At 30.5% G+C, this 19,266-nt stretch carries 28 protein-coding genes; 12 read left to right on the forward strand and 16 right to left on the reverse strand.

Annotated features, from left to right (window positions below):
- Position 1 precedes the first annotated feature (1 nt).
- The 9 genes from FBF21_RS00335 to FBF21_RS00375 all read left to right on the forward strand — a co-directional run bounded on the left by FBF21_RS00335 (position 2) and on the right by FBF21_RS00375 (position 8,090).
- The gene (locus FBF21_RS00335; RefSeq protein WP_002803364.1) at positions 2 to 979 is read left to right on the forward strand and encodes a major capsid protein; all 978 of its coding nucleotides are present in this window, start codon (positions 2 to 4) and stop codon (positions 977 to 979) included.
- A gap of 115 nt (positions 980 to 1,094) precedes the next feature.
- Positions 1,095 to 1,553: a phage protein Gp36 family protein gene (locus tag FBF21_RS00340; RefSeq protein WP_038401722.1), complete on the forward strand. Its 459-nt coding sequence runs from the start codon at positions 1,095 to 1,097 to the stop codon at positions 1,551 to 1,553.
- A complete protein-coding gene (locus tag FBF21_RS00345) occupies positions 1,546 to 2,145 on the forward strand; it encodes a DUF1804 family protein (RefSeq protein ID WP_002803360.1) in 600 nt (199 codons plus the stop codon). Before FBF21_RS00340 ends, FBF21_RS00345 begins: the two co-directional genes overlap by 8 nt.
- Complete coding sequence (gene terL, locus FBF21_RS00350; RefSeq protein WP_038401728.1) at positions 2,145 to 3,815, forward strand: phage terminase large subunit; 1,671 nt, start codon at positions 2,145 to 2,147, stop codon at positions 3,813 to 3,815. The genes FBF21_RS00345 and terL overlap by 1 nt, the downstream gene beginning before the upstream one ends.
- Positions 3,816 to 3,824: 9 nt before the next feature.
- Positions 3,825 to 5,195, forward strand: a complete 1,371-nt coding sequence (locus tag FBF21_RS00355; protein ID WP_168985419.1) for a DUF935 family protein — start codon at positions 3,825 to 3,827, stop codon at positions 5,193 to 5,195.
- Between the two features lies 1 nt (position 5,196).
- Positions 5,197 to 6,435 (forward strand): phage minor head protein, encoded by a 1,239-nt coding sequence (locus FBF21_RS00360; protein ID WP_168985420.1) that lies wholly within the window; start codon positions 5,197 to 5,199, stop codon positions 6,433 to 6,435.
- Between the two features lie 125 nt (positions 6,436 to 6,560).
- Entirely contained in the window at positions 6,561 to 6,935 is a 375-nt protein-coding gene (locus FBF21_RS00365) for a phage tail protein (protein ID WP_002784519.1), read from the forward strand.
- On the forward strand, positions 6,928 to 7,119 hold the full coding sequence (locus FBF21_RS00370; protein WP_002784520.1) for a tail protein X: 192 nt from the start codon (positions 6,928 to 6,930) through the stop codon (positions 7,117 to 7,119). Before FBF21_RS00365 ends, FBF21_RS00370 begins: the two co-directional genes overlap by 8 nt.
- Positions 7,113 to 8,090 carry a phage tail protein gene (locus tag FBF21_RS00375; protein ID WP_052797565.1) on the forward strand — a complete coding sequence of 326 codons (978 nt, stop codon included), beginning with the start codon at positions 7,113 to 7,115 and terminating at the stop codon, positions 8,088 to 8,090. The genes FBF21_RS00370 and FBF21_RS00375 overlap by 7 nt, the downstream gene beginning before the upstream one ends.
- Here the strand turns inward: FBF21_RS00375 and FBF21_RS00380 are convergent.
- Entirely contained in the window at positions 8,087 to 8,371 is a 285-nt protein-coding gene (locus FBF21_RS00380) for a Mor transcription activator family protein (protein ID WP_002784523.1), read from the reverse strand. The genes FBF21_RS00375 and FBF21_RS00380 overlap by 4 nt on opposite strands.
- A 93-nt stretch (positions 8,372 to 8,464) precedes the next feature.
- Between FBF21_RS00380 and FBF21_RS00385 the strand changes: the two genes are divergently transcribed.
- Complete coding sequence (locus FBF21_RS00385; protein WP_002876312.1) at positions 8,465 to 9,136, forward strand: endonuclease; 672 nt, start codon at positions 8,465 to 8,467, stop codon at positions 9,134 to 9,136.
- Here the strand turns inward: FBF21_RS00385 and FBF21_RS00390 are convergent.
- The 15 genes from FBF21_RS00390 to FBF21_RS00455 form a co-directional block, all read right to left on the reverse strand.
- Positions 9,128 to 9,403, reverse strand: coding sequence for a hypothetical protein (locus FBF21_RS00390; RefSeq protein ID WP_002784526.1), 276 nt, complete (start codon positions 9,401 to 9,403; stop codon positions 9,128 to 9,130). The two genes, FBF21_RS00385 and FBF21_RS00390, sit on opposite strands and share 9 nt — an antisense overlap.
- Before the next feature lie 46 nt (positions 9,404 to 9,449).
- Positions 9,450 to 9,899, reverse strand: coding sequence for a regulatory protein GemA (locus FBF21_RS00395; protein WP_002876315.1), 450 nt, complete (start codon positions 9,897 to 9,899; stop codon positions 9,450 to 9,452).
- Positions 9,896 to 10,588, reverse strand: coding sequence for a hypothetical protein (locus FBF21_RS00400; RefSeq protein WP_002793908.1), 693 nt, complete (start codon positions 10,586 to 10,588; stop codon positions 9,896 to 9,898). The genes FBF21_RS00395 and FBF21_RS00400 overlap by 4 nt, the downstream gene beginning before the upstream one ends.
- On the reverse strand, positions 10,588 to 10,857 hold the full coding sequence (locus FBF21_RS00405; protein ID WP_002784531.1) for a hypothetical protein: 270 nt from the start codon (positions 10,855 to 10,857) through the stop codon (positions 10,588 to 10,590). The genes FBF21_RS00400 and FBF21_RS00405 overlap by 1 nt, the downstream gene beginning before the upstream one ends.
- A complete protein-coding gene (locus FBF21_RS00410) occupies positions 10,854 to 11,816 on the reverse strand; it encodes a hypothetical protein (protein WP_002793909.1) in 963 nt (320 codons plus the stop codon). The genes FBF21_RS00405 and FBF21_RS00410 overlap by 4 nt, the downstream gene beginning before the upstream one ends.
- A gap of 108 nt (positions 11,817 to 11,924) precedes the next feature.
- Positions 11,925 to 12,311, reverse strand: a complete 387-nt coding sequence (locus FBF21_RS00415; protein ID WP_002791413.1) for a YopX family protein — start codon at positions 12,309 to 12,311, stop codon at positions 11,925 to 11,927.
- Positions 12,308 to 12,580, reverse strand: a complete 273-nt coding sequence (locus FBF21_RS00420) for a hypothetical protein (protein ID WP_002791414.1) — start codon at positions 12,578 to 12,580, stop codon at positions 12,308 to 12,310. Before FBF21_RS00420 ends, FBF21_RS00415 begins: the two co-directional genes overlap by 4 nt.
- 98 nt (positions 12,581 to 12,678) lie before the next feature.
- The gene (locus tag FBF21_RS09325; protein WP_282434100.1) at positions 12,679 to 12,810 is read right to left on the reverse strand and encodes a hypothetical protein; all 132 of its coding nucleotides are present in this window, start codon (positions 12,808 to 12,810) and stop codon (positions 12,679 to 12,681) included.
- Positions 12,807 to 13,292, reverse strand: a complete 486-nt coding sequence (locus FBF21_RS00425) for a host-nuclease inhibitor Gam family protein (RefSeq protein ID WP_002806832.1) — start codon at positions 13,290 to 13,292, stop codon at positions 12,807 to 12,809. Before FBF21_RS00425 ends, FBF21_RS09325 begins: the two co-directional genes overlap by 4 nt.
- Positions 13,293 to 13,398: 106 nt before the next feature.
- Complete coding sequence (locus FBF21_RS00430; RefSeq protein WP_002791419.1) at positions 13,399 to 13,740, reverse strand: DUF4406 domain-containing protein; 342 nt, start codon at positions 13,738 to 13,740, stop codon at positions 13,399 to 13,401.
- 56 nt (positions 13,741 to 13,796) lie between these two features.
- Entirely contained in the window at positions 13,797 to 13,982 is a 186-nt protein-coding gene (locus FBF21_RS00435) for a hypothetical protein (RefSeq protein ID WP_002824157.1), read from the reverse strand.
- Positions 13,979 to 14,170, reverse strand: a complete 192-nt coding sequence (locus FBF21_RS00440; RefSeq protein ID WP_002795448.1) for a sigma factor-like helix-turn-helix DNA-binding protein — start codon at positions 14,168 to 14,170, stop codon at positions 13,979 to 13,981. Before FBF21_RS00440 ends, FBF21_RS00435 begins: the two co-directional genes overlap by 4 nt.
- A gap of 2 nt (positions 14,171 to 14,172) precedes the next feature.
- On the reverse strand, positions 14,173 to 15,096 hold the full coding sequence (locus FBF21_RS00445) for an AAA family ATPase (protein WP_002806833.1): 924 nt from the start codon (positions 15,094 to 15,096) through the stop codon (positions 14,173 to 14,175).
- Between the two features lie 170 nt (positions 15,097 to 15,266).
- Positions 15,267 to 17,342 carry a DDE-type integrase/transposase/recombinase gene (locus FBF21_RS00450; protein ID WP_052795007.1) on the reverse strand — a complete coding sequence of 692 codons (2,076 nt, stop codon included), beginning with the start codon at positions 17,340 to 17,342 and terminating at the stop codon, positions 15,267 to 15,269.
- Entirely contained in the window at positions 17,339 to 17,539 is a 201-nt protein-coding gene (locus FBF21_RS00455) for a hypothetical protein (RefSeq protein ID WP_002793921.1), read from the reverse strand. Before FBF21_RS00455 ends, FBF21_RS00450 begins: the two co-directional genes overlap by 4 nt.
- Positions 17,540 to 17,688: 149 nt before the next feature.
- Here FBF21_RS00455 and FBF21_RS00460 point away from each other — a divergent pair, with 149 nt between their 5' ends.
- Together FBF21_RS00460 and FBF21_RS00465 are read left to right on the forward strand one after the other, a co-directional pair.
- Positions 17,689 to 18,363, forward strand: a complete 675-nt coding sequence (locus tag FBF21_RS00460) for a LexA family transcriptional regulator (protein ID WP_002804144.1) — start codon at positions 17,689 to 17,691, stop codon at positions 18,361 to 18,363.
- On the forward strand, positions 18,363 to 19,061 hold the full coding sequence (locus tag FBF21_RS00465; protein ID WP_002917944.1) for a hypothetical protein: 699 nt from the start codon (positions 18,363 to 18,365) through the stop codon (positions 19,059 to 19,061). Before FBF21_RS00460 ends, FBF21_RS00465 begins: the two co-directional genes overlap by 1 nt.
- The last annotated feature ends 205 nt before the right edge of the window (positions 19,062 to 19,266 follow it).

The raw sequence follows: 19,266 nt of genomic DNA on the forward strand, positions 1-19,266 counted from the left end.
AATGGATTTAGAGCAACTTTTGGAACTTTTTTCAAGTACAAAAATAACTGAAGTTATTAATCAAACCAAAGCTTCACCTCGCTTTGTAAGTGATACTTTTTTTAAGGATAAAATCCCAAGTTTAGAGAGCACCGTAAGGGTTGAAATTATAAAAGGTGCTGGAATTGTTTTAAATAGCATTTCAGATAATGGGGAACATTCTTTAGAAAATACTAAAGACGCTTATATTTTAAATATACCTTTACCACGCTTTGCATTAGCAAAAAGAATCAGTGCGAGTGAGATTAATTCTTTAAGGTCTTTAGCATTGCAAGAAGCTCAGGCTAAAAGCTTAAGTGGAGCTCTTGGGGTTTTGGTTAAAGAAATGAAAGAAAGCTTTAATACTACGCTTGAATATATGGCAAATGGTGCTTTATTTGGCAAGATTTTAGATGGCAAAGGAAATGTGCTTTTTGATTTTGGAAGTGCAAGTAAGAAAGCTATTAGTGTTAAAAAAGATGGGAGTGTGACTTTAGACAGTGTTTGTGATGCGATTGATTCAGCAATTATTGATGAATTTGGAACAAGTGCTGATTATGAAGTGCTTTGTGGAAATGAACTTTTTGCGGCTATTTCTAACTTGGCATTAAGCGAAGATCTTTATAAAAATCATCTTGCAAGTAGGGATGAGAAAGATAAGTCCTTAATTTTATATGGCACCAAATATCGCCGTTATAGTGCAAAATATAAAAATACAAATGGAAAAAGCGTTGAATTTTTAAAAGGCACTGAGGGTATGGTTGTGCCAAAGGATAATTCTAATCGCATTTATTATACAAGAGCAAATCATACTGATGCTTTAGGAAAAGCACCAAGTTTAATGTTTGTTTCTAAGCCTGAGATTTTACCTCGTGGGGCTGGAATTGAAATTGTAGGCGAAATGAGAGCCATGCCAGTTTGCACCAGACCAAATGGACTTATTAAGCTTGTTTTAGAGTAAAACGCACAATTTTAGCTTTAAAGGCAAAAAATGCTTTTAAAGCTAAAAAGATATTAGAAAAAGATTTTAAACGATTTTAACCATATTTTAACCACATTAAAAAAGGTTTTTTTAAATGAATTATCAAGACATTTTAGAAGAAAAGCTTATCACAGAAACTAAAACGCATTTTTTTATGATAGATGAAAAGGATTTAATCAAAGAATTAAGCGTTCATGCCATAGCAGAGCTTAGCGATTTAAATGCTGACGGGGTTTGTGATAAAGAAGTGATTGATGATGCTATTAATGATGCACAAAGTTATATTGCAAGTTTTATAAAGATACCTAAAAACCCAACTCCTCTTTTAAAAGATATCTGTGTAAAGCTTACAATTATGGAATTAAAACGCCGAAATGATTTTCCAAAAGAAAGCTTAGAAGAGATTAGAGAGTGGGCTAATGATTTACTTTTAAAAATGGCAAATAAAAAAATTCCAACTGAAATTGATGAAGATAACTTTATTCCACAAAACAAAGTTAGAGCGTTTAAAATTAAAAGAAAAAGAATGGATTTAAGGAGATTAAATGGCTAAAAATTTAACTTCCACCACAAAGCCTAAGATGGCAAAGGTCGGGTGTGGCCTTCAGGTGGGTGCAGAGAGTGAAACTCCTGCTCGTAAGGATAAATTTACTTCATCCGCGAAGTCTCAAAACAACTTAAAAGATTTAGCAAAAGAACTTTATATTGCAGGTTTTGATATATTTAAAATTGCAAAAATTTTAAACCGCAATGAAAAAACGATTAGAAACTACAAAGCCAAAGATGGCGATTGGGATAAGCAAAAAGCTAATCTTTTAACTTCAAAAATAAAAGATAAAGAAAGTGCCTCATTATATGAAAGTTTTACTGAGCAAATGTTTTGTGCGATTGAAAATATAAATACTGATGAAAAAATGAATGCAGAAAAGAAAACTGAAGCCATTGCAAGGATAGGCGATAGCTTTTCAAAAATGAGAAAGGTTGCAAGATTAGAAGATCCAAGTAGCTATCGTTTAAATGTTGCTAAAAAAGTGGTTGAAATTATCATAAGTCATTTAAAAAATGATAAAGATTGCGTAGCAAAACTTGTATCACTTTTAGAAAGTGGAGTGATAGAAAAAGAAATTTTAGCAATGGATATTTAATGCTTTTTTCCAAAGAAGAACTCGATGAGTTTTTAATCTCAAACGAACAAAAGCACGAAAACACTCCAAATGAACTAAAAGGTGCTATGCAAAGAAAAGACTTTTTAGAATGGATGGATGAGCTAAAAAATGAATTAAAAACTCAATTTTTGCATGAAAGCCATTTAGATCCTACTTTAAAAGAAGAAAGAATTAAAAGAGCGAGTGTGGATTTTGATTATTTTGCAAGAACTTATTTTCCGCATTATTTTACCATTAAAGGAGAATGTGGCTTACATTTGCACTTAAATGAAGTTTTTACAAAAATCGCACTTAAAAAAGAAAGTAAAGGTGAAAAACACGCCATAGCTGCACCAAGAGCTCATGGTAAATCCACCTACACTTCACAACTCTTTCCTTTGTGGTGCTTAGTTTTTAATTATAAAAGCTTTATAGTAGAGATTTCAGATGCGGTCGAACTTATGGAAGGAATGCTTGAAGCTATTAAAGCAGAGCTTGAAGATAATCCGCATTTAAAGCTTGATTTTCCCGAAGTAGTAGGAATTGGTAAGACTTGGCGCGTAGGAGAGTTTGTAAGTAATAATGGCGTAAAGATTAAAGCCTTTGGCAGTGGTAAAAGACTGCGTGGGGTTAGATATGGGGTTAAAAGACCTGATTTAGTTATTTTAGATGATTTAGAAAATGATACAAATGTCAGAAGTAAAGATCAAAGGGATAAATTAGAAGATTGGGTGGATGAAGCGGTTTTAAACTTAGGGAGTGCGGATGGAAGCTTAGATGTGCTTTATATTGGAACCATTTTACATAATGATAGTGTTTTATCTAGAAAATTAAAGCTTGGTTTTTGGAATCCTAAAGTCTTCCGTTCCATCGAAGAGTTTCCACAAAGGCTTGATTTATGGGATGAATACGCCATGCTTTATAGAAATGCTGATTTTAATACCGCTCATCAATTTTATTTAAAAAATAAAGTTTTAATGGATAAAGGGGCAAAAGTTCTTTGGAAAGAAGCCAAAAGCTTAGAAGATTTAATGAAGTTAAGGGCTGAAAATCTAAAAGCTTTTAATAAAGAGCAACTCAATAATCCAAGAAGTGAAAATCAAATCTTTAGCCTTGATGGCATTAATTTTTATGATGATTTACCTGCCATTAATCAGTATTATATGTATATTGACCCAGCAGGAGAAAAAGCAAAAAGTGACTTTACTGCGATTACCATTATTGGCAAAGGTGCAAAGGGTTTTTATGTAGCAGAAAGCATCGTAAAAATCTTAAAAGCACAAAGCATTATAAAAACCATTTTTAATCTTCAAAAGATTTATAAATGTCGCTTGATTGAAATTGAAACTAATGGCGGTCAATTTTTCTTGAAAAAATGGTTACAAGAAAAAAGCTTAGAAAGTGGAGTTTTTTTGCCTTTGCGTGGTAAAAATAATAGCGTTAGCAAGTTTGAACGCATTGAGAGTTTAAGCCTTGCTTTTGAAAATGAAGAGCTTTTTTTACATAAAAGCCAAACTATGCTTATAAATCAACTTTTAGAATTTCCAGAAGGGAAAAATGATGATGCACCTGATAGCTTAGCAGGAGCATTTTTATTAGCAAGAACTAAAAGTAGCATTAAAAGAAGAAAGCATCATTTTAACTCTGTTTCAAGAATAAGGCGTTTTTAAAGGAAAAATATGAAAAAAGAAATCAAATCTAAAAGAGAAGTGATATTAAAAAACAATAGTCTTATAAACACTCTTATAAACTCAAGCTATTTAAATGTGCTTAAAATCAGCGAGAACGATCAAAAAATGATTTTTAAAGATCTAAGCTTTACTCAAGCTCATCAATCACGAAGGAGTGTGATTTTAGCAAAAGAGCTTCAAATCGTTTGTGAAAACGAAAAAATAAAAGAAAGCTTTGAGTATCTTTTCAATCCTGATTTATTAAGTCAAATCTTAGAAACCTATCTTTATGGGCTTAATGTATTTGAAGTTAATTACAAGTTAAAAGATGGTTTTTACTATCCAATCTTAAAACAAAGAGATTTTAGAAATTTTGGCTTTAATGAAAATGATGAGTTAGTTTATAATGGCAATGGTTGCGAAGAAATTGTGGAAGATAAAAAAGCAATTTATGGACTTTTTGGCTCTAATTTTTTATTTAAAAATGGCGATGCCTTATTAACAAAGCTTTATTTTCCAGTAAAGCTTAAAAATGCAAGTTTAAAGTTTTGGATGGAGTTTTTAGAAAGATTTGGTTCTCCTTGGGCAGTTGCAAAAACAGATAGCGATCCTGATGCACTAGCTTCTGAAATTCATCAAATGTTAAATGGCGATAGTGCGGTCATTGATAAAGAAGAAGAGCTTGATTTAATCCAGCCAAAGGCTAAGGCAAATTATAATGAAATAATAGATTACTTAGATAATCAAATAAGAAGCGTGGTTTTAGGAGCTAATTTAAGTTCTCAAGTAAGCGGAGGTTCTTTAGCAGCGGCTGAGTCACATAATCAAATAAGAAAAGATTTAGCCGCCCAAGATGGACAAATAGTTCTTTTTATTTTAAATCGTGCCATTAAGTTTTTCAAAGAAATCAATCATTTTAAAGATGAACTCTATGTGCAGTTTTTTAGCGAAGCAGAACCAAAAAGTGAGCTTTGCGAAAGGGATTTAAAACTTTTTAACATGGGCTTTTGCTTTGATGAAGAATACATTAAAAACACTTATAATGTAGAGGGTGAGCTTATAAGAGAGACTTTAGAAAAAAAAGACTTTAAAGATTTAGAAAATGATAAAAAAGTCTTTGAAAACAAAGTAAAGTTAGAGAGCTTTGAAGAAGATTTTATTGACAAAGGATTAGAACAAAAAGAATACTTAAAAGTCGATGAGAGCATGTCAAAGTTTTTTCAAGAGCAATTTGAAAGCATTGTAAAAGATTGTAAAGATTTTAACGAGGCACTCAATAAACTTAAAGAAAATTTTTCTAGTTTAGAGCAAAGCGAGTTTGAAAAACATCTTTTTATAGCTTTAAATAATTCCGGTATTTTAAGATACTTGGAGGATTAAAATGACAGGTGCAAAAATAGGATTTTTTTCAGAACCTACTAAAGCTGTTGATTTTTTAAAAAATAAAAAGCTAGAGCTTAGTTTTGATTATGATGAACTTTCATATTCAACCCATAAAAAAGTCTTTACTATTGCTAAGCTTATGGATGAAAGCTTGTTAAAAGATATGCAAGATACTTTAGTAAATGCTATTAAAAATGGGGATAAATTTAGCACTTGGAGTAAGATTGCAGAGGAGAAATTAAAAGCTAAAGGTTGGTGGGGTTCAAAGGAAGTTATAAACCCTAAAACAGGTGAAGTTAAAAAAACTCATTTTAATAGTGCAAGATTAAAAAAAATCTTTGAGGAAAACTCAAGAAAAGCTAAAGCTAAAGCTATCTATGAAAATCAAATGAAAAGCACTAAACCTTATTTTAAATACTGCACCCAAAAAGATTCTTTGGTTAGGGACAAACACAGAGCCTTTGATGGCATAGTTTTACATAAAGATGATCCTTTTTGGGATAGTCATTATCCGCATGTAACTATGCATGATTATGGTTGCAGGTGTTATGTTTTAGAAGTAGGTGAAAGTGAAGTTAAAGGCCTAAAAATACCACCATCAAATGCCAAAGAAAGCGAATTTAATGGCTTTAATGATGAAGAGCTTTTAGATGAGCTTTATAAACAAAAAAACACTGAAGTCATTCAAAACTTTATAAAGCTTGATATGTTAAGTGCAGCGGCTAAAAAAACAAAAGAAGTTAAAAGCTTCACTCATCAAAAAGAACTGTACACTTGGCAAAAAAGCTTAGATGATATGGTGGATGAAGTCATCATTAAAGATAATCAAAAATATCCTATCAATTTCATACAAGTAGGTAAAATGGATAAAAGCACCAAAGAGTTTTTAGAAAAACTTAATAAAAAAGACTTAGAAGACTTATACTTTACACTGAGCAAAAACAATCTTTTACACGCAAGTCCTAAAAGAAAGGCAAGTTATAATCAGGCTTTAAGCGCGGATGAAATCAAGCAAATTGTTAAAGTTTTAGATGAAGCAAAAGAAGTTTATTGGGATAATGCAAATAATTCTTTATTGTATTTCTTTGAAGATAAAAAAGATGCTAGTCGTATCAATAAAATTGTAATTACCCCTGATTATAAGCTAAAGAAGTTTGGTAAAACCAATGCAATAGTTACATTAGGAAAAGTAGAAGCGATTAATAAAGATAATAAGACATATATTAAGATCAGATAAGGCGGTGAGACTTGCACTCACAATACATACCCCAATTAATTTGGACTATCCTACTACTACATTTTAGGTATCAACCTTATCTAATTAAGATAATTTTAGCTTGATGAAACTAAAAAGGAGTTTAAATGGTTTTAGCTTTAGGAGAATTTGAGTTTAAAGCTTTAAATTTTGATAATTTAGAAAGAAGCTTAGAATATAACATACAAAGTCAAAATAGGCTTAATAATCATAATGCTTTATTTGCAAGTTCTAAAGAAAGCGAAAAGATTAAAATACAAGGCAAAACTTTACCTTTAAAAGGGGATAGAAATACTTATTTAGATAAGCTTGAGAATATGGCAAAAGAACAAAGATCTTTTATCTTAACAGGAGCTAATGGAAAGTATTATGGTAAATTTGTGATTTTATCCTTAAATGAAAACAGAAGTGCATTTGTAGATGGAAGTGGCTTTGTAGCACAAAGCTTTAGCATGGATTTAGAAAGGGATTTTGATGAGTAAGATTTACATAGCTAAAAACAACGAGAGGCTTGATAGTATAGTCTATAAGCATTATGGGACACTTTTGTATTTTAATCAAGTTTTATTAGCCAATCCAAGATTAGAGCCTCTTTTAAAAACAGGGGATAAAGTGATTTTACCTAGTATTAAAATCAAAGAAAGCAAGGAAAAGGCTTTATGGTAAGAAAACCTAAGTTTAAACTTATTGCCAAAGGTGAGGATATCACAGAAAAACTTTCTAAAAATCTTATTAGTATTAGTTATGAAGATAAAGAAAAAGCTGAAAGTGATGAGATAAGTTTAAGTGTTTTTGGGCTTTATTCCAAGCCACTTTTTGGGGATAGTTTAGAGCTTTGGCTTGGCTTTGAAAAGCTTTATAAATGTGGAAGCTTTAGTGTGAATGTAGTGAGTAAAAACTATACTTCAAATACTACTGAAGTTAGAGCAAGTGCTATTAATTTTAGTGGAAAAGGCAGCGTTAATATAAAAGAGAAAAAGACAAGAAGCTTTGAAAACACTACTCTTTTTACCATAGCAAGAAAAATCGCAAATGAAAACAATCTAAAAATCAAAACAAGTGGAGAGGATCAAAATATAGTAAGTATTTTACAAAATAATCAAAGTAATTTAGAATTCTTATATAGTATATGCTTTGATTATGGTTTTATTTGCTGTGTAAAAGAAAATACTTTAATCATTACTCCAAAAGATGGTAAGATTGGCGATAATGCTGCTAATATCACAAGCAAGAATGAAAATTTACCTTTATTTGAAATAACTTTAAAAGAATGTATTTCATTAGAAATTTCAGAAAGTGCTAGAAATGAATATAGTGCCGTAATAGCAGAATGGCAAGATATAAATGAGGCAAAGATAAAAAGCATAAAAGTAGGAAGTGGGGAGAATATATATAAAATGCAAATCTCACAACCAAAAAATGATAATGAAGCTTTTAAAAAAGCACAAGCAAAACTCAATGAGCTTCAAAAAGGTGGATTAAATGGAAGATGTGAGCTTATTGGGCGTGAAATAAGAGCAGGTGGAAAACTTAAGATTAAAGATATTAATATGGATCATTATGAATTTAGTATTAAAAGCGTGAGTCATAGTTTTAATGACCAAGCTTATATAATTAGCGTGGAGTTTGAGAGCTAAAACAAACTTGGTTCTAAATTTTCTCTCAATTCTTTAGTGATTAAATACACCGCATTTAAACTTAAATCGTATTTTTTAGCACATTCCACACTTGCATTTTTAGTGCTTATTCCCTGTTTTATGAGTGTTTTAAAATCCTGTTTTAATTCTTCATCTCTAAGTAAGGTTTTATAGCTTGGTATGTAAATATTTGCACCGCCAAATTCTTTTAAGATTTCTCGTTTGTCGTTATTTTTCACAAAATCAATAAAATATTCAAAGTATTCGTTATTGCTAAGCAATGCTAGTCCTATTTGAGTGTTTTTGCAAATTATAGCAAAAAAGTTAAATTTTATTTAGTAGGGTATAATTTTAAAAAATAAAAAGGAGAATAAATGAAAAAAATAATAAGCGTTTTAATACTTGCTTTAAGCTTATTAAATGCTAAAAGTTTTGAAGAAAGCAAAAAAGAATTAGTAAAATTTTATAATGATCTAGGGAGCTCTTACTGGTATGATTTTTATTGTCAAGCACCTTTTAAGGTTAATAAAAAAGGAAAATATATTAGTTTTGAAGTGATTAAAAGTGATTTATATGCTCCTAGAAACGAATACACCAAAAAAGGAAAAATTAACCAAAGAATCAAACGCATAGAATGGGAGCATATTATGCCCGCCCAAAACTTTGGAAAGCATTTACCTTGCTGGAAAGAAGGTGGCAGAAAAGCTTGTAAAAATGATCCAACTTTTGCAAAAATGGAAGCCGATAAACAAAACCTAGTTCCAGCCATAGGAGAGATAAATGGGGATAGAAGCAATTTTAGATATGCTGAGGCTCCTACTAATTTAAAATATACTCAATATGGAAATTGTAAGGTTTATACTGATTTTAAAGCAAAAAGATTTTATCCTGCAAATTATTCTAAAGGCTGGATTGCAAGAAGCTATTTATATATGAGCAAAACTTATAATATCAGATTATCCGACCAAGAAAGAAAACTTATGGAGGCTTGGGATAAACAATACCCTATGGATGAGAAAGAAAAAAGAATTAGAGCATTACTCTAATTCTTTGCAAACTTTAGCCACAATTTCATCTATATCAATAACCAAGCTTTTATCTTCTTCCTCAAAACTCTCATCAAGTTTTTCTCTGATATTACAAACCACATTAAGCAAAATCCCAAAATCTTTATCAGTTTTAATCTGATGAGTGATTCCATTATGCATTATTTCAAGGCTTGTTCTTTTTGCAGCAAAGGCAATTTGTGAGTGTTTTTCTATGCCTAAGGTTAAAAAAAACTCTGCATCGTAAGAATGTATTTCTAAAATCATTTTAATCTCCTTTTGTTTTGATGAGACAACATTAGCTTCGTTTGGCTTAATGTGTGCTGTTGTTTTCTAAATTTTTAAGCCCTAGGATAACTTTATTAGCATCTTCTATACTTAAATACCAAAGATGCAAAGGTCGCTTTTTTACAATATTATTAATAAACTCTCTTAAAGCCCACTGAGTAGGATTTTTAGCATTTTTACTCCAAATGGCTTGTATCATATTAAGTTGCTTTTTTGTAGCCCTTCCGCTTTTAGTGTTTTCTTTTTTAAAATACCTTGCTTTTTTGGTATTTTGCTTTTTTAAAAACTTTTCATCATAGCCCAAAGTTATAGCAAAGTCCCTAAGTTCATCTATGCTTAAATCCTTACTTGAAGCTTTGCCATATCTTTGATTTAAAACCCAGCGATAGCTTTCATCATCGCTTAAATTAGCATCTTTTCTTAAGGTATGAATGATTTTAATTAAGTGCTTTTTTAAAGTGTTTTGAGTATTCATTTTTTAGCCTTTAAAATTTGCTCTAGTTTTGAAGTGAATTTATCAATATTTGCATTATAAAGCTTATTTTGATTCTTTTTGTATTCTAAATAGTTTTGCTCGTAATCTTTATTTATTTTAGTTTGGCTAGGAATTTGAGTTTTAATAACAGGGCTTATTTCAATTTTATTATCAAAAATAATTTTATCTTGGTTTTTAAACATATATTCAACTAGCTTATTATAAAACTCTCCTACATTCAGTGGTTTTCTTTGCTCATCACAAAGCTCTTTATTAGCATTAATAAAATAAAGATTATCTCCACAATCAACATGCTTTAAAACAGGCTTTCCTAACTCATCATAAACAATGTTACCATCATAATATCTAAGTACAAAAGAATATGAGAAATCTCCTTTTTTTGTTTGAAAAATAAAACGATTTGAAAATGAAATGAAAAGCCATTCTAAAAAAGACTCTATATTTTTGTACCTTAAGTTTAAATCAAGCTCTGCAAAGGCGCACACAAGAGAAAGTTTTTCATAGCTTGTACCAACAAATTGCTTTTTTAACATGGTTAAATCATAGTATTTTTTAAAGCCTAATATATCTTTTGGTGTTTTGGCTTTAAAATAAAGTTTTTCTATAACCACTGCTTGAACTTCACTAATACCAAAAAGCTCTTTTAGTGCCTCTTTTGCATTATCCATTAAAACTCCTCTTCTAGCCAAGAAGCTAAAGCTTTTTGCTTATCTTTATTTTTGTATTTGTTCGCTAACTTTGGAAGCCAAGTTGAATTAAGCGCTCTTTTCCAGCATTTTAAAGGCTTTTTATTAGCCATGAGCCATCTTCCATCGTCTTGCTTATAGTAATTTATAAAGCTATCTGCTATAAAATAAGGGATAGAGCAAGAGTTTTTAGCATTAAACTCATCAATGGCTTTAATTAAATCTTCTTTGCTTGGAGGGTTAAATTTCATAACTCATCCCCAAATAAGCTTAATTCTTTGTCGTTGCTGTTTTTATTGTCAGCTTTTAAACTTTTCCAAACAAAAGTGCGACCATTCTCTCCGCCAAGCTCACTTTCCCAAAAAACACCTTTAAATTTCTCTAAAGTATTCCTTGAAAAATTATCACTCCTACTTACATCAAGAGCCGATAAAATCTCACTTGTGCTTAGGCTTTTTTCGTTTAAAAGCTTTAAAACTTTATCTATAAAAGCTTCTTCTTTATCGCTGATTTTAGCGTTTTGCAAGTCGGTGTTTTTAATATTTAGAGTTTTTGTATTGATAAAAAAGGCTTGATCTTTAATTCCTGCTCTTTCTTTTTGCACACTAAGCAATACTTCAAAGCCTTGTTCTAAGTTAGCCACTTTTTGTAAAAAATACATGCAATCACTTGAGTTTCTAATATGATTTGAGCCTTTAAAAGCTCTGCCATCTTTTGTAGAATGGTGTAAAGCCATAATGGTTGCCCCACATTCTCTTAAATTCATGAGTAAAGACATTAAAGACATCATTTTAGTATCATTATCAATATCTGCAAAATTGCGTAAAGAATCAAGTACAAATAAAACCCCTTCATAGCTTCCTGCTACGCCTTTGCCTTCAATCATTTCTAAAAGCTCATAAGCTGAAGTTTTTAAGCTTGATCTGTGAATATAAGTGAATTTGCTTTCATTTAAAATAAGTTCACCAAAACCTCTTTCATTTAAAACATTTAAAGGATTATCCATGTCAACATAAACGATGCTTTTAACCCTTGTATCTTTGCAAAGTGTTTTAGAAATGGCGGCACTTAAATAACTTTTTCCACTTCCACCATTTGCATAAATAATAGTTATTGCTTTTTTAACTAAAAAATCAGGGATTAAAAACTCTAATTTCTCGTTTAAATCTTTATTTTTTAACTTAAACTCATTTAAAAAATCCAAATTCATCTTTTTTCCTTGCTAAAACTTAATCAAGCCCATTAAATCAATGGACTTTGTTAAATTTTTTGGCTTTTTTAACATATTTCATTTTTATGTTAAAATTTTTAATATTTTTTAACATTTCAAAAGTTCAGGATTCTCGTGGATATTGCCGATAGTTTCAATAGTATATCCTTCATCTTCAACTAAATAAATTAAAGAGCCTATGTAATCTCCATTTTTTCCTTCAAAATAAAAAGTCCCTTCTTTGTGAATGCTGATTTTTGCTAAAAAGTAATCGTATAGACTTTTAACTTTAACAATATCATTCTCGTATACTTTTTTACCTTTCTTGTCATAAAGCCCTGTAAAAAGCTCTATTTCACAATCCTCTTTAAACTCAGATAACCTTGTTTTGGCTTCTTCACCATAAACATATTTTGTTTGGCATTTGCAATCCTTATTACCACAACCCTTGTGATGCTTATCCCAAACTCTAAAATCAAAATCTTGTAGTTTCATTTGTTACCTCCATTTATACTTTTTATAGTTTTTTGCCATTCCTCATCGCTTTTAAACTCATTATTAAGTTCTTTTAAAAGTTTAAGTGCTTCATCATTAGACAAATTAGAAAGAATAGCTCTTATTCTTTCTAATGGCTTGATATCCTTATGGATAATTCCAAAGAATTCCTCTTGCTCTTTTGTGCTTAAATCTTCAAAAAGTTCAGCCAAATCATGAGCATCTATATCTTCTAAATCACTCGCATCTATGCTTACATTGACATACATTTTTTATCCTTTTGTTTTAAATTAAGTTTTAAAAACTTAATCAAATCCGCCTTAGCGGACTTGTTAAATTCTTTTAAGTCTAATTTTTTGCTTTGAAGTCATTTTCTTTTTTCTTTTAAAGCTTTGCTTTTATTTTTAAAATCAAGTTCTAAAAAGCCATTAAAATGAGCTGTTTTTGTTTTAAAAACACTATTTAAAAGTTTAAAAGTCGCTAAGGAAAGCTCTCTCATTTTTCAATCTCCAAGCTTTCAATCTTTGGCTCTATTCTAAAATTATCTTTTACAACTCTTTTAAGTCCTAGCTTTACTAAGGTGCTATCTTCAAGCTCTGCAATAGCATCTTTATTAAGTTCTTCTTTATAAGTAATGCAATCATTAAGTCCATAGCTTTTTAAAGCTTTGATTAAGTTTTCTAGTTTTTCTTTCACACGTGGTAAAGATACACTTTTACTTAAGCGATAGCCAATCTTGCCAAAGGTAAATTCTTTGCTTCTTTTTTCTGCAAACTCGTGTTTATTATTTTCACAAAAGGTTGTAATGCACTGCTCTATATATTTAAGTTCATCACTTAAAACCTTAATCTCTCCTGCACGAGCTTCTTTAATCTCATTACAAGCTAAAGTCACCTCGCCATTAATCTTTTCTATTTTTACGCTAAGTTCTGCCACTTTTTTAAGTGCTAAGTTAACATCTTCTAAATTATTTATTTGCATCTATTCTCCTTTTAAATTAAATTTATTAATTTGATAATCCCAAAGAATTACGCCATATCTTAAAAGCACTGCGTGTTTAGTTTTTTTCTTGATTATCCTTAAGCCCTTATTGTAAGGGCAACTCCAAAACTAGCTCTTTAATGCCAAGCTTTTTAGCAAGTGCTAATTCTTCTTGCATACCTTGTGAATATTTTGCATCTTTGTGTTTGCTAAGATAAATATAATCACACGCTTTTAAAAGCTCTAATCCCATTTGTAAAGCTTTGTCTCTGTGCTTGTTTTCATCCAAATAACTAAATTGTAGTATGGGTGAAACAGGCACAAAACCTTCACATTCACGCATAATTTTTAAGCATTCTTGCTGAGCTATGCTAATAGCTTGTGCTTTTCTTTGACTTTCTCTTACTACTAAAGCTTTGTAAGGAGAGGCTACATAAACTAATGCCATTGTTAATCCTTTCTAATAAATTTAAGTTTTAAAAAACTTAATCAAAGTGCTTTAATTTAAGCACTTTTGTTAAGCTTTTTACCCAAATGAAAACGAATGATTTTTTTTGCAATATAATCAGGATAAATTCCTTTTAAAACATCTACAAACACTCCACTTTCTTTATAAATAATGCTTACACCCTTTATCTCAAAAAGCGAAGCACTATAATCAGCTTTCTCACCTTTAATCATTGGTATCATTTTTTCTCTCCTTGTATTAAGTTTTCTTTCTTTGCTTTTTCTTTTTTGATTAAGTCAATCGTTTCAAAGATAGCCATCCACTTGTCTTTATTTTTAGGACTCTTTAACTTTCTAAGAGCTTCAGTATAGATTTGATGAACGCGTGTCACGCTAAGATTAAGTTCTTTAGCTATCTCTTCAAAACTCATTTTTAGCCCAGCATTAAAAATGATGCGGCAGCTTCTATGTGTTTAAGCTCAACCGCTTTTCCATCTGCAAATTCACAAGCTCTTTTTAAAAGCTTCTCACTTTTTCTAAAGTTGCCACGAGCGAGGTTAAAAACTAAATCAATAGCCTTTTTCTCCTCCACATCAAAATGATTACAAAGTGTTTTTAAGTCTTCATCTTTTAAACCTTCTTTGTTTTGGTAGCAAAGTCCTTTTAATTCCCATTTTGCACCAATTCTAGAGCTTAGTTGTCCGTACTCGTTGTAATCATTTCTTCCAATGCCTGTAAGATTGTTTTTAAGTTTTCTAGTACCTACTAAGATTAAAGCAGTATTTGAAAAATCATATATGCGTCTTAAGCACTCCAAAGCACGAAACGGCAAATGCTCACTCTCATCTATAATTAAAACCTTTGAAGTTCTTGCTAACTCGCTAGCAATGCCTCTAATCTTATCATCCAAAGAACCTTTAAAACACACATTGAGTTTATTTTCAAGCCCCACCAAAAGCATTCTTTTGCTTGTCTCAGTTGTTGCTTCAAAAAGCACCACTCTTGTTCCATTTTTAGCGGCATATTCTTTAATGGCTCTGCTTTTTCCAGTCCCCGCTTCGCCAATGATTACTCCCATTTCTCTATTGCTCATGGCACTTTCAATGGTTACATTAATCGCCTTTGCATCTTTAGTGGCAATAAAAGGTGTTTGAAGCTCTTTCACGCTTTTTTCTTCCACAAAGCTTTTAATGTATTTTTCAAGTAAAGGCTCTACTTTTGAAGCGTATTTATAGCTACTTCCTTCTTTCATATAGCCCACCATATAGCTTTTATTAATCCCTAAACGATCGGAGAGATTGTTTTGAGAGATGTTTTGGGTGCTTAAAAACTTTTTAGTAAGTTCTACTAATTGCATTTTTTATCCTTTCTCTTAACTTCACAGCGGAAGTAAATTCCGCTTTGTGAGCAGGAGCTTTGCTCCTTGCATCCACCTAAAGCCCCCGTCCCACTGAAGTGGGGGCATCTTTGTTTTAGAGCTTTATAAAAACTCTTTAAAACTTGAATTAATCAAGCTTTAAACAATTTTTAACCAGCAAAATATTTCTTTTCGACAAAAGCTTCCATGTCAAACTCGCTTTCATCGTTATTTATTTCTTTTTTAGCATTTAAAATAAGCTCATCTGCATTAGCATTATTTTTAATCTCTTCTAATTCTCTTTGAGTTTTTAAGGCTTCTTTTGCAAGGGATTTTTGATGCACCTCTTTAGCTTCTACGAGTGAGTTTTCAAAAGCACTTTGTAAATCTTGTAAGTCTTGTTTAATATTAAGTTTAGTAAAGGCGGCAATCTCATCTTTTTTAAGCACTTCTTTAATCGCTTTAACTTCACTTTCATAACCTTTTTTAAGCATTTTATAGCTTTCTTTACTAAGTTTAGCGATACTTTCATCAAGTGCTAGACAAAGAAAGTTTCCGCTTAAATCATAAATGAAAAGTTCTTTAATATTATCGATATTTTGCACACATTTAACCCTTGTGCCAACACTTGGCATTAAAGCACTTTTATAAACTCTACTTTCAAAGTTAATGCCTTTTTTGCCCACGACCCTAAGTTCTTTATTCCCAGCATTAAACAAAAATTCTTCATAAGATATTTTTACAATAGCTCTATCGCACGAGTTCCAAAGTTCAAGTGGAGTTTTAACGCCTTTTTTGCGGCGAACTTTGCTCATGTTCCACTTGATCACTTCAGCTTCTAAAAGCTCACAAGCTTCGCTGAAGGTGTGAAGGAGTTTTTGATTAGTTTTTTTAGCAAAGCCGTATTCATCTTTAGCTTTTCTTTCTTTCTTAGGAGTTTTTTGCTCTATCATTTCTCTTTTAGCTAAGCTATTTCCAATATGTCCATGCATTTTAGAAATTCCTGCATGTTGAAGTGTCCCAAAGCGTCTTTCAACTAAAGCTTTTTGTTCTCCTGCATAAGCAATAGCTGCATCATAGGTAATATTAAGCCCATCAAGCAAGCTTTGAAAATCTTTAGAAAGATAATCTTTTCCATTATCCCCTTTAATCATATCAGGCTTACCAAACTTATCTATGGCTTTCCATAAAAGTCTAGTTAGGCTTAAAGAGTTTGATTTTCCTACCAAAGTAGCTACTCCCATACCGCTAAAGACATCAACGACACTTAAGATATGAGGGCGGAAAGGCTCCAAGGTTTCATCATCTCTTACTATAACATCAGCTGGGGAACTATCGATTTGCCAACACATGTTTTTCATGTCATATAGCTCTCTTTGATTTCCTTGTGCAGGGAGAAACTTAGATTTTGCACGATCTAAGCCTTGAGTGATAATACAATGTTCTAATGGTTTATCTTTATAGTAGTTTTTAATGAAATTTTGTAAGGTTTTTACACTAAAAAGCGGTTTTACCTCTCCTAAATCAAAACCTATAAAATCATAATTTTCTTTAGTGGCTGCTTCTTTATGGATTTGCCACCAAAGTTCAGTGAAATTAAATCCACCTGCTGCAAAGGTGCGATATTCTCTTAAAGCGTATTCTTGCATCCAAGTGCTAAGTTTAGTTTTATCTTTGCGGTGAAGTCCGCGAGTGTCGATAAGACCTAGAATGCCATTTTCTTTATATGCTTTGCGAATTCTAAAAATTTCTATTTTAGAAATACCACATATCTCTAAAGCTCTTTTTTGTTTTAAACCACCTTCAATATATTTTTCTACTTGCTTTAAAGCCTTAAGCTTTTCTCTAGCATTGTTTTTAATCTCATCGCTTAAATTTTCAAATTTTAAATTTAAAACAGCCAAATCATCATTCATTTTTGACTCTGTTAAATTTAAATTACTGGTTTTTAAACTATTATTTGCAGTTTTTAAATTATCGGTAGTAATAATTTCACTCAATTTAACTTTTTGCATTTTTTCATCATAAATTAAAGTATTTTTACTGATTAATTGCTTATTAAAGGCGGTTAAAAGCTCATCTTTACTGATTTTAAATAGTAGTTTTTTACCACCGCGTCCACCTTTTTCGTTATCCACTTTTAACCACTCATATTTATTTGAGTTTCTACTTACTGCAAGCCTCAAAGCTCCTGTGCTTACATTAAAAGTTTGTGCGGCTTCTTTGGTTTCTAAGAAGTAACTCATGAACAAGCCCTAGGCATTTCATCAATGATTTTAAGCTCAAAAAGCTTCTCATAAACAGCTTTTGTGTTAGTTTTTGCTTTGTATTTTTCAGAATAAAGTCCATTAACTACACGAAATAAACTCATATAGTGAAGATTATGTTTTTGAGCAAATTTTTTAAGATTGATACCATTATCTTCAAAGTATTGTTTTAACAAAATATCTCCTTTAATTTGTAATTTTTATTTCAAATTGATATTTTTTAAGATACAATTTGTAAATAATTTTTCAAATTATAAGACAAAATGCGAATTAAGTCAAGTTATTTTATCGCATTTTGTGAATTTTTTAATAAAAAAGGTTCATAATGTATAAAACAACAGACATTTTGAATAGAGTTTATGCTATTTTAAATATTACCGACGACAAGGAATTTTGTGGAATTTATGAGATAAAACCCAATACATTAAGTACTTGGAGAACTAGAAATACCATCCCTTATGAGTTATTATTGAAAATATCAAAAGAACAAAATATATCGCTTGACAGCATCTTTTTTGGCAAAATGCGAATTAATGATGACAATTTGCAATTAAGATACTATACGGATGTTGCTGCCGCTGCTGGATATGGTGCAATAAATAGCAAATTGGAATATACGGAAATAGTAATAAGCAAAAAATTTGCTTGCGAGGCATTGGGATTGCCGCCTTTAACAAGGCTTGATATTATTAAAGTTATAGGGGATAGTATGGAGCCTTTTATTCATAATGGAGATGTTATAGCTGTTGATGTTAGTAAAAATAAACTCGAGCTTGTAAAAAATGGAGATATCGTGGTTATTAATCTTGATGGTGAAATTTACTGCAAAAAGCTCCTCAAGCAACCTTTTGTAAATGAAATTGTATTGAGCTCTATGAATTCTTTTTATAAGGACATTGTTGTTAATATAGATCAAATTAGCTGTGCTGAAATTATAGGCGTTGTTTGTAAAGCAATTTCAATTAAAACTTTTGAAAATGCTATTATAAAATATGAATGATGCTATATTTTATTATTGCAATATTAATTATAATAATTGCTTTATTTATTTATTCTGGTTTTAAAACGGAATTGAAATTAAAAAAAATAGCAGATGGTGCTCTTACTAAACAAGATTTAAAAGAGATAGAAGTAATATCTAAATATTATGAAATTTCTTTAATAGAAGCAGCAAAAATTCATTATGGTAAAGCTATTATTACAGAAGAAATGATCGAAAGATTGGAAAGACCCTATCGAGAATTATATGAACAATATAAAAAACTTTCTATAAATGAGCAAGGAAAATTTTTGCACAATTTGCTTTTAAATAATCAAGATGAATATGCAGAAGCAATAAGATTTATTCAAATTGCAGAAGAAAGCGTTAATATAGCTTTAAAATCAAAAAATAAAGATATTGCAGAAAGCAGAAGAAAACTTGCATTAGAAATAGAACAAAAAATACAGAAAGGATATCCTAAAGCCTATGGCTTAATTATAGATATAATTCAGCTTTTGGAAGATAATTATGATGTAAATCTTTTTGAAAATCAATGCATTAAGTATTATGAAGAAGCTCAAAAGTTAAAAACCATTAAATCCAAGCAAAAAAGAATTGATTATATAAATGATTTAATAAAAGAAGCTGAAATAAATCCTAAAATCGATGAGAAATTTGTTAATTTTTGGAAAAATAAAGTAAAAGAAATACAATAATTACATTTTAAGTTTAAGGTTTGTAGAAAAATAAAATGCAACCAAAAAGTATCATTTTATTTTTCTATGGTTACATTTTATTTTTCCGCCGACATTTTTATTTGCAGTTCAAATTGATTTTAGTGTATTTTTTCTTAAATATTAAGCATAATAAGAATAATTTAAATAAAATTAAATTTTAAAGTGTTACTAAAAGTAATATATT

Source organism: Campylobacter sp. CFSAN093238 (genome assembly GCF_012898015.1).
In the GTDB taxonomy this organism is placed as follows: Bacteria; Campylobacterota; Campylobacteria; order Campylobacterales; family Campylobacteraceae; genus Campylobacter_D; species Campylobacter_D jejuni.

What these genes read in the sequence shown, in the direction of transcription:
- FBF21_RS00420 (WP_002791414.1), bottom strand. Translation starts at nt 12,580, where the DNA reads ATGTATGTCAATGTAAGCATAGATGCGAGTGATTTAGAAGATATAGAT.
- FBF21_RS00360 (WP_168985420.1), top strand. Translation starts at nt 5,197, where the DNA reads ATGACAGGTGCAAAAATAGGATTTTTTTCAGAACCTACTAAAGCTGTT.
- FBF21_RS00375 (WP_052797565.1), top strand. Translation starts at nt 7,113, where the DNA reads ATGGTAAGAAAACCTAAGTTTAAACTTATTGCCAAAGGTGAGGATATC.
- terL (WP_038401728.1), top strand. Translation starts at nt 2,145, where the DNA reads ATGCTTTTTTCCAAAGAAGAACTCGATGAGTTTTTAATCTCAAACGAA.
- FBF21_RS09325 (WP_282434100.1), bottom strand. Translation starts at nt 12,810, where the DNA reads ATGAGAGAGCTTTCCTTAGCGACTTTTAAACTTTTAAATAGTGTTTTT.
- FBF21_RS00385 (WP_002876312.1), top strand. Translation starts at nt 8,465, where the DNA reads ATGAAAAAAATAATAAGCGTTTTAATACTTGCTTTAAGCTTATTAAAT.
- FBF21_RS00435 (WP_002824157.1), bottom strand. Translation starts at nt 13,982, where the DNA reads ATGATACCAATGATTAAAGGTGAGAAAGCTGATTATAGTGCTTCGCTT.
- FBF21_RS00340 (WP_038401722.1), top strand. Translation starts at nt 1,095, where the DNA reads ATGAATTATCAAGACATTTTAGAAGAAAAGCTTATCACAGAAACTAAA.
- FBF21_RS00355 (WP_168985419.1), top strand. Translation starts at nt 3,825, where the DNA reads ATGAAAAAAGAAATCAAATCTAAAAGAGAAGTGATATTAAAAAACAAT.
- FBF21_RS00440 (WP_002795448.1), bottom strand. Translation starts at nt 14,170, where the DNA reads ATGAGTTTTGAAGAGATAGCTAAAGAACTTAATCTTAGCGTGACACGC.
- FBF21_RS00415 (WP_002791413.1), bottom strand. Translation starts at nt 12,311, where the DNA reads ATGAAACTACAAGATTTTGATTTTAGAGTTTGGGATAAGCATCACAAG.
- FBF21_RS00370 (WP_002784520.1), top strand. Translation starts at nt 6,928, where the DNA reads ATGAGTAAGATTTACATAGCTAAAAACAACGAGAGGCTTGATAGTATA.
- FBF21_RS00365 (WP_002784519.1), top strand. Translation starts at nt 6,561, where the DNA reads ATGGTTTTAGCTTTAGGAGAATTTGAGTTTAAAGCTTTAAATTTTGAT.
- FBF21_RS00335 (WP_002803364.1), top strand. Translation starts at nt 2, where the DNA reads ATGGATTTAGAGCAACTTTTGGAACTTTTTTCAAGTACAAAAATAACT.
- FBF21_RS00465 (WP_002917944.1), top strand. Translation starts at nt 18,363, where the DNA reads ATGCTATATTTTATTATTGCAATATTAATTATAATAATTGCTTTATTT.
- FBF21_RS00405 (WP_002784531.1), bottom strand. Translation starts at nt 10,857, where the DNA reads ATGAAATTTAACCCTCCAAGCAAAGAAGATTTAATTAAAGCCATTGAT.
- FBF21_RS00395 (WP_002876315.1), bottom strand. Translation starts at nt 9,899, where the DNA reads ATGAATACTCAAAACACTTTAAAAAAGCACTTAATTAAAATCATTCAT.
- FBF21_RS00445 (WP_002806833.1), bottom strand. Translation starts at nt 15,096, where the DNA reads ATGCAATTAGTAGAACTTACTAAAAAGTTTTTAAGCACCCAAAACATC.
- FBF21_RS00400 (WP_002793908.1), bottom strand. Translation starts at nt 10,588, where the DNA reads ATGGATAATGCAAAAGAGGCACTAAAAGAGCTTTTTGGTATTAGTGAA.
- FBF21_RS00345 (WP_002803360.1), top strand. Translation starts at nt 1,546, where the DNA reads ATGGCTAAAAATTTAACTTCCACCACAAAGCCTAAGATGGCAAAGGTC.
- FBF21_RS00430 (WP_002791419.1), bottom strand. Translation starts at nt 13,740, where the DNA reads ATGGCATTAGTTTATGTAGCCTCTCCTTACAAAGCTTTAGTAGTAAGA.
- FBF21_RS00390 (WP_002784526.1), bottom strand. Translation starts at nt 9,403, where the DNA reads ATGATTTTAGAAATACATTCTTACGATGCAGAGTTTTTTTTAACCTTA.
- FBF21_RS00410 (WP_002793909.1), bottom strand. Translation starts at nt 11,816, where the DNA reads ATGAATTTGGATTTTTTAAATGAGTTTAAGTTAAAAAATAAAGATTTA.
- FBF21_RS00425 (WP_002806832.1), bottom strand. Translation starts at nt 13,292, where the DNA reads ATGCAAATAAATAATTTAGAAGATGTTAACTTAGCACTTAAAAAAGTG.
- FBF21_RS00460 (WP_002804144.1), top strand. Translation starts at nt 17,689, where the DNA reads ATGTATAAAACAACAGACATTTTGAATAGAGTTTATGCTATTTTAAAT.
- FBF21_RS00450 (WP_052795007.1), bottom strand. Translation starts at nt 17,342, where the DNA reads ATGAGTTACTTCTTAGAAACCAAAGAAGCCGCACAAACTTTTAATGTA.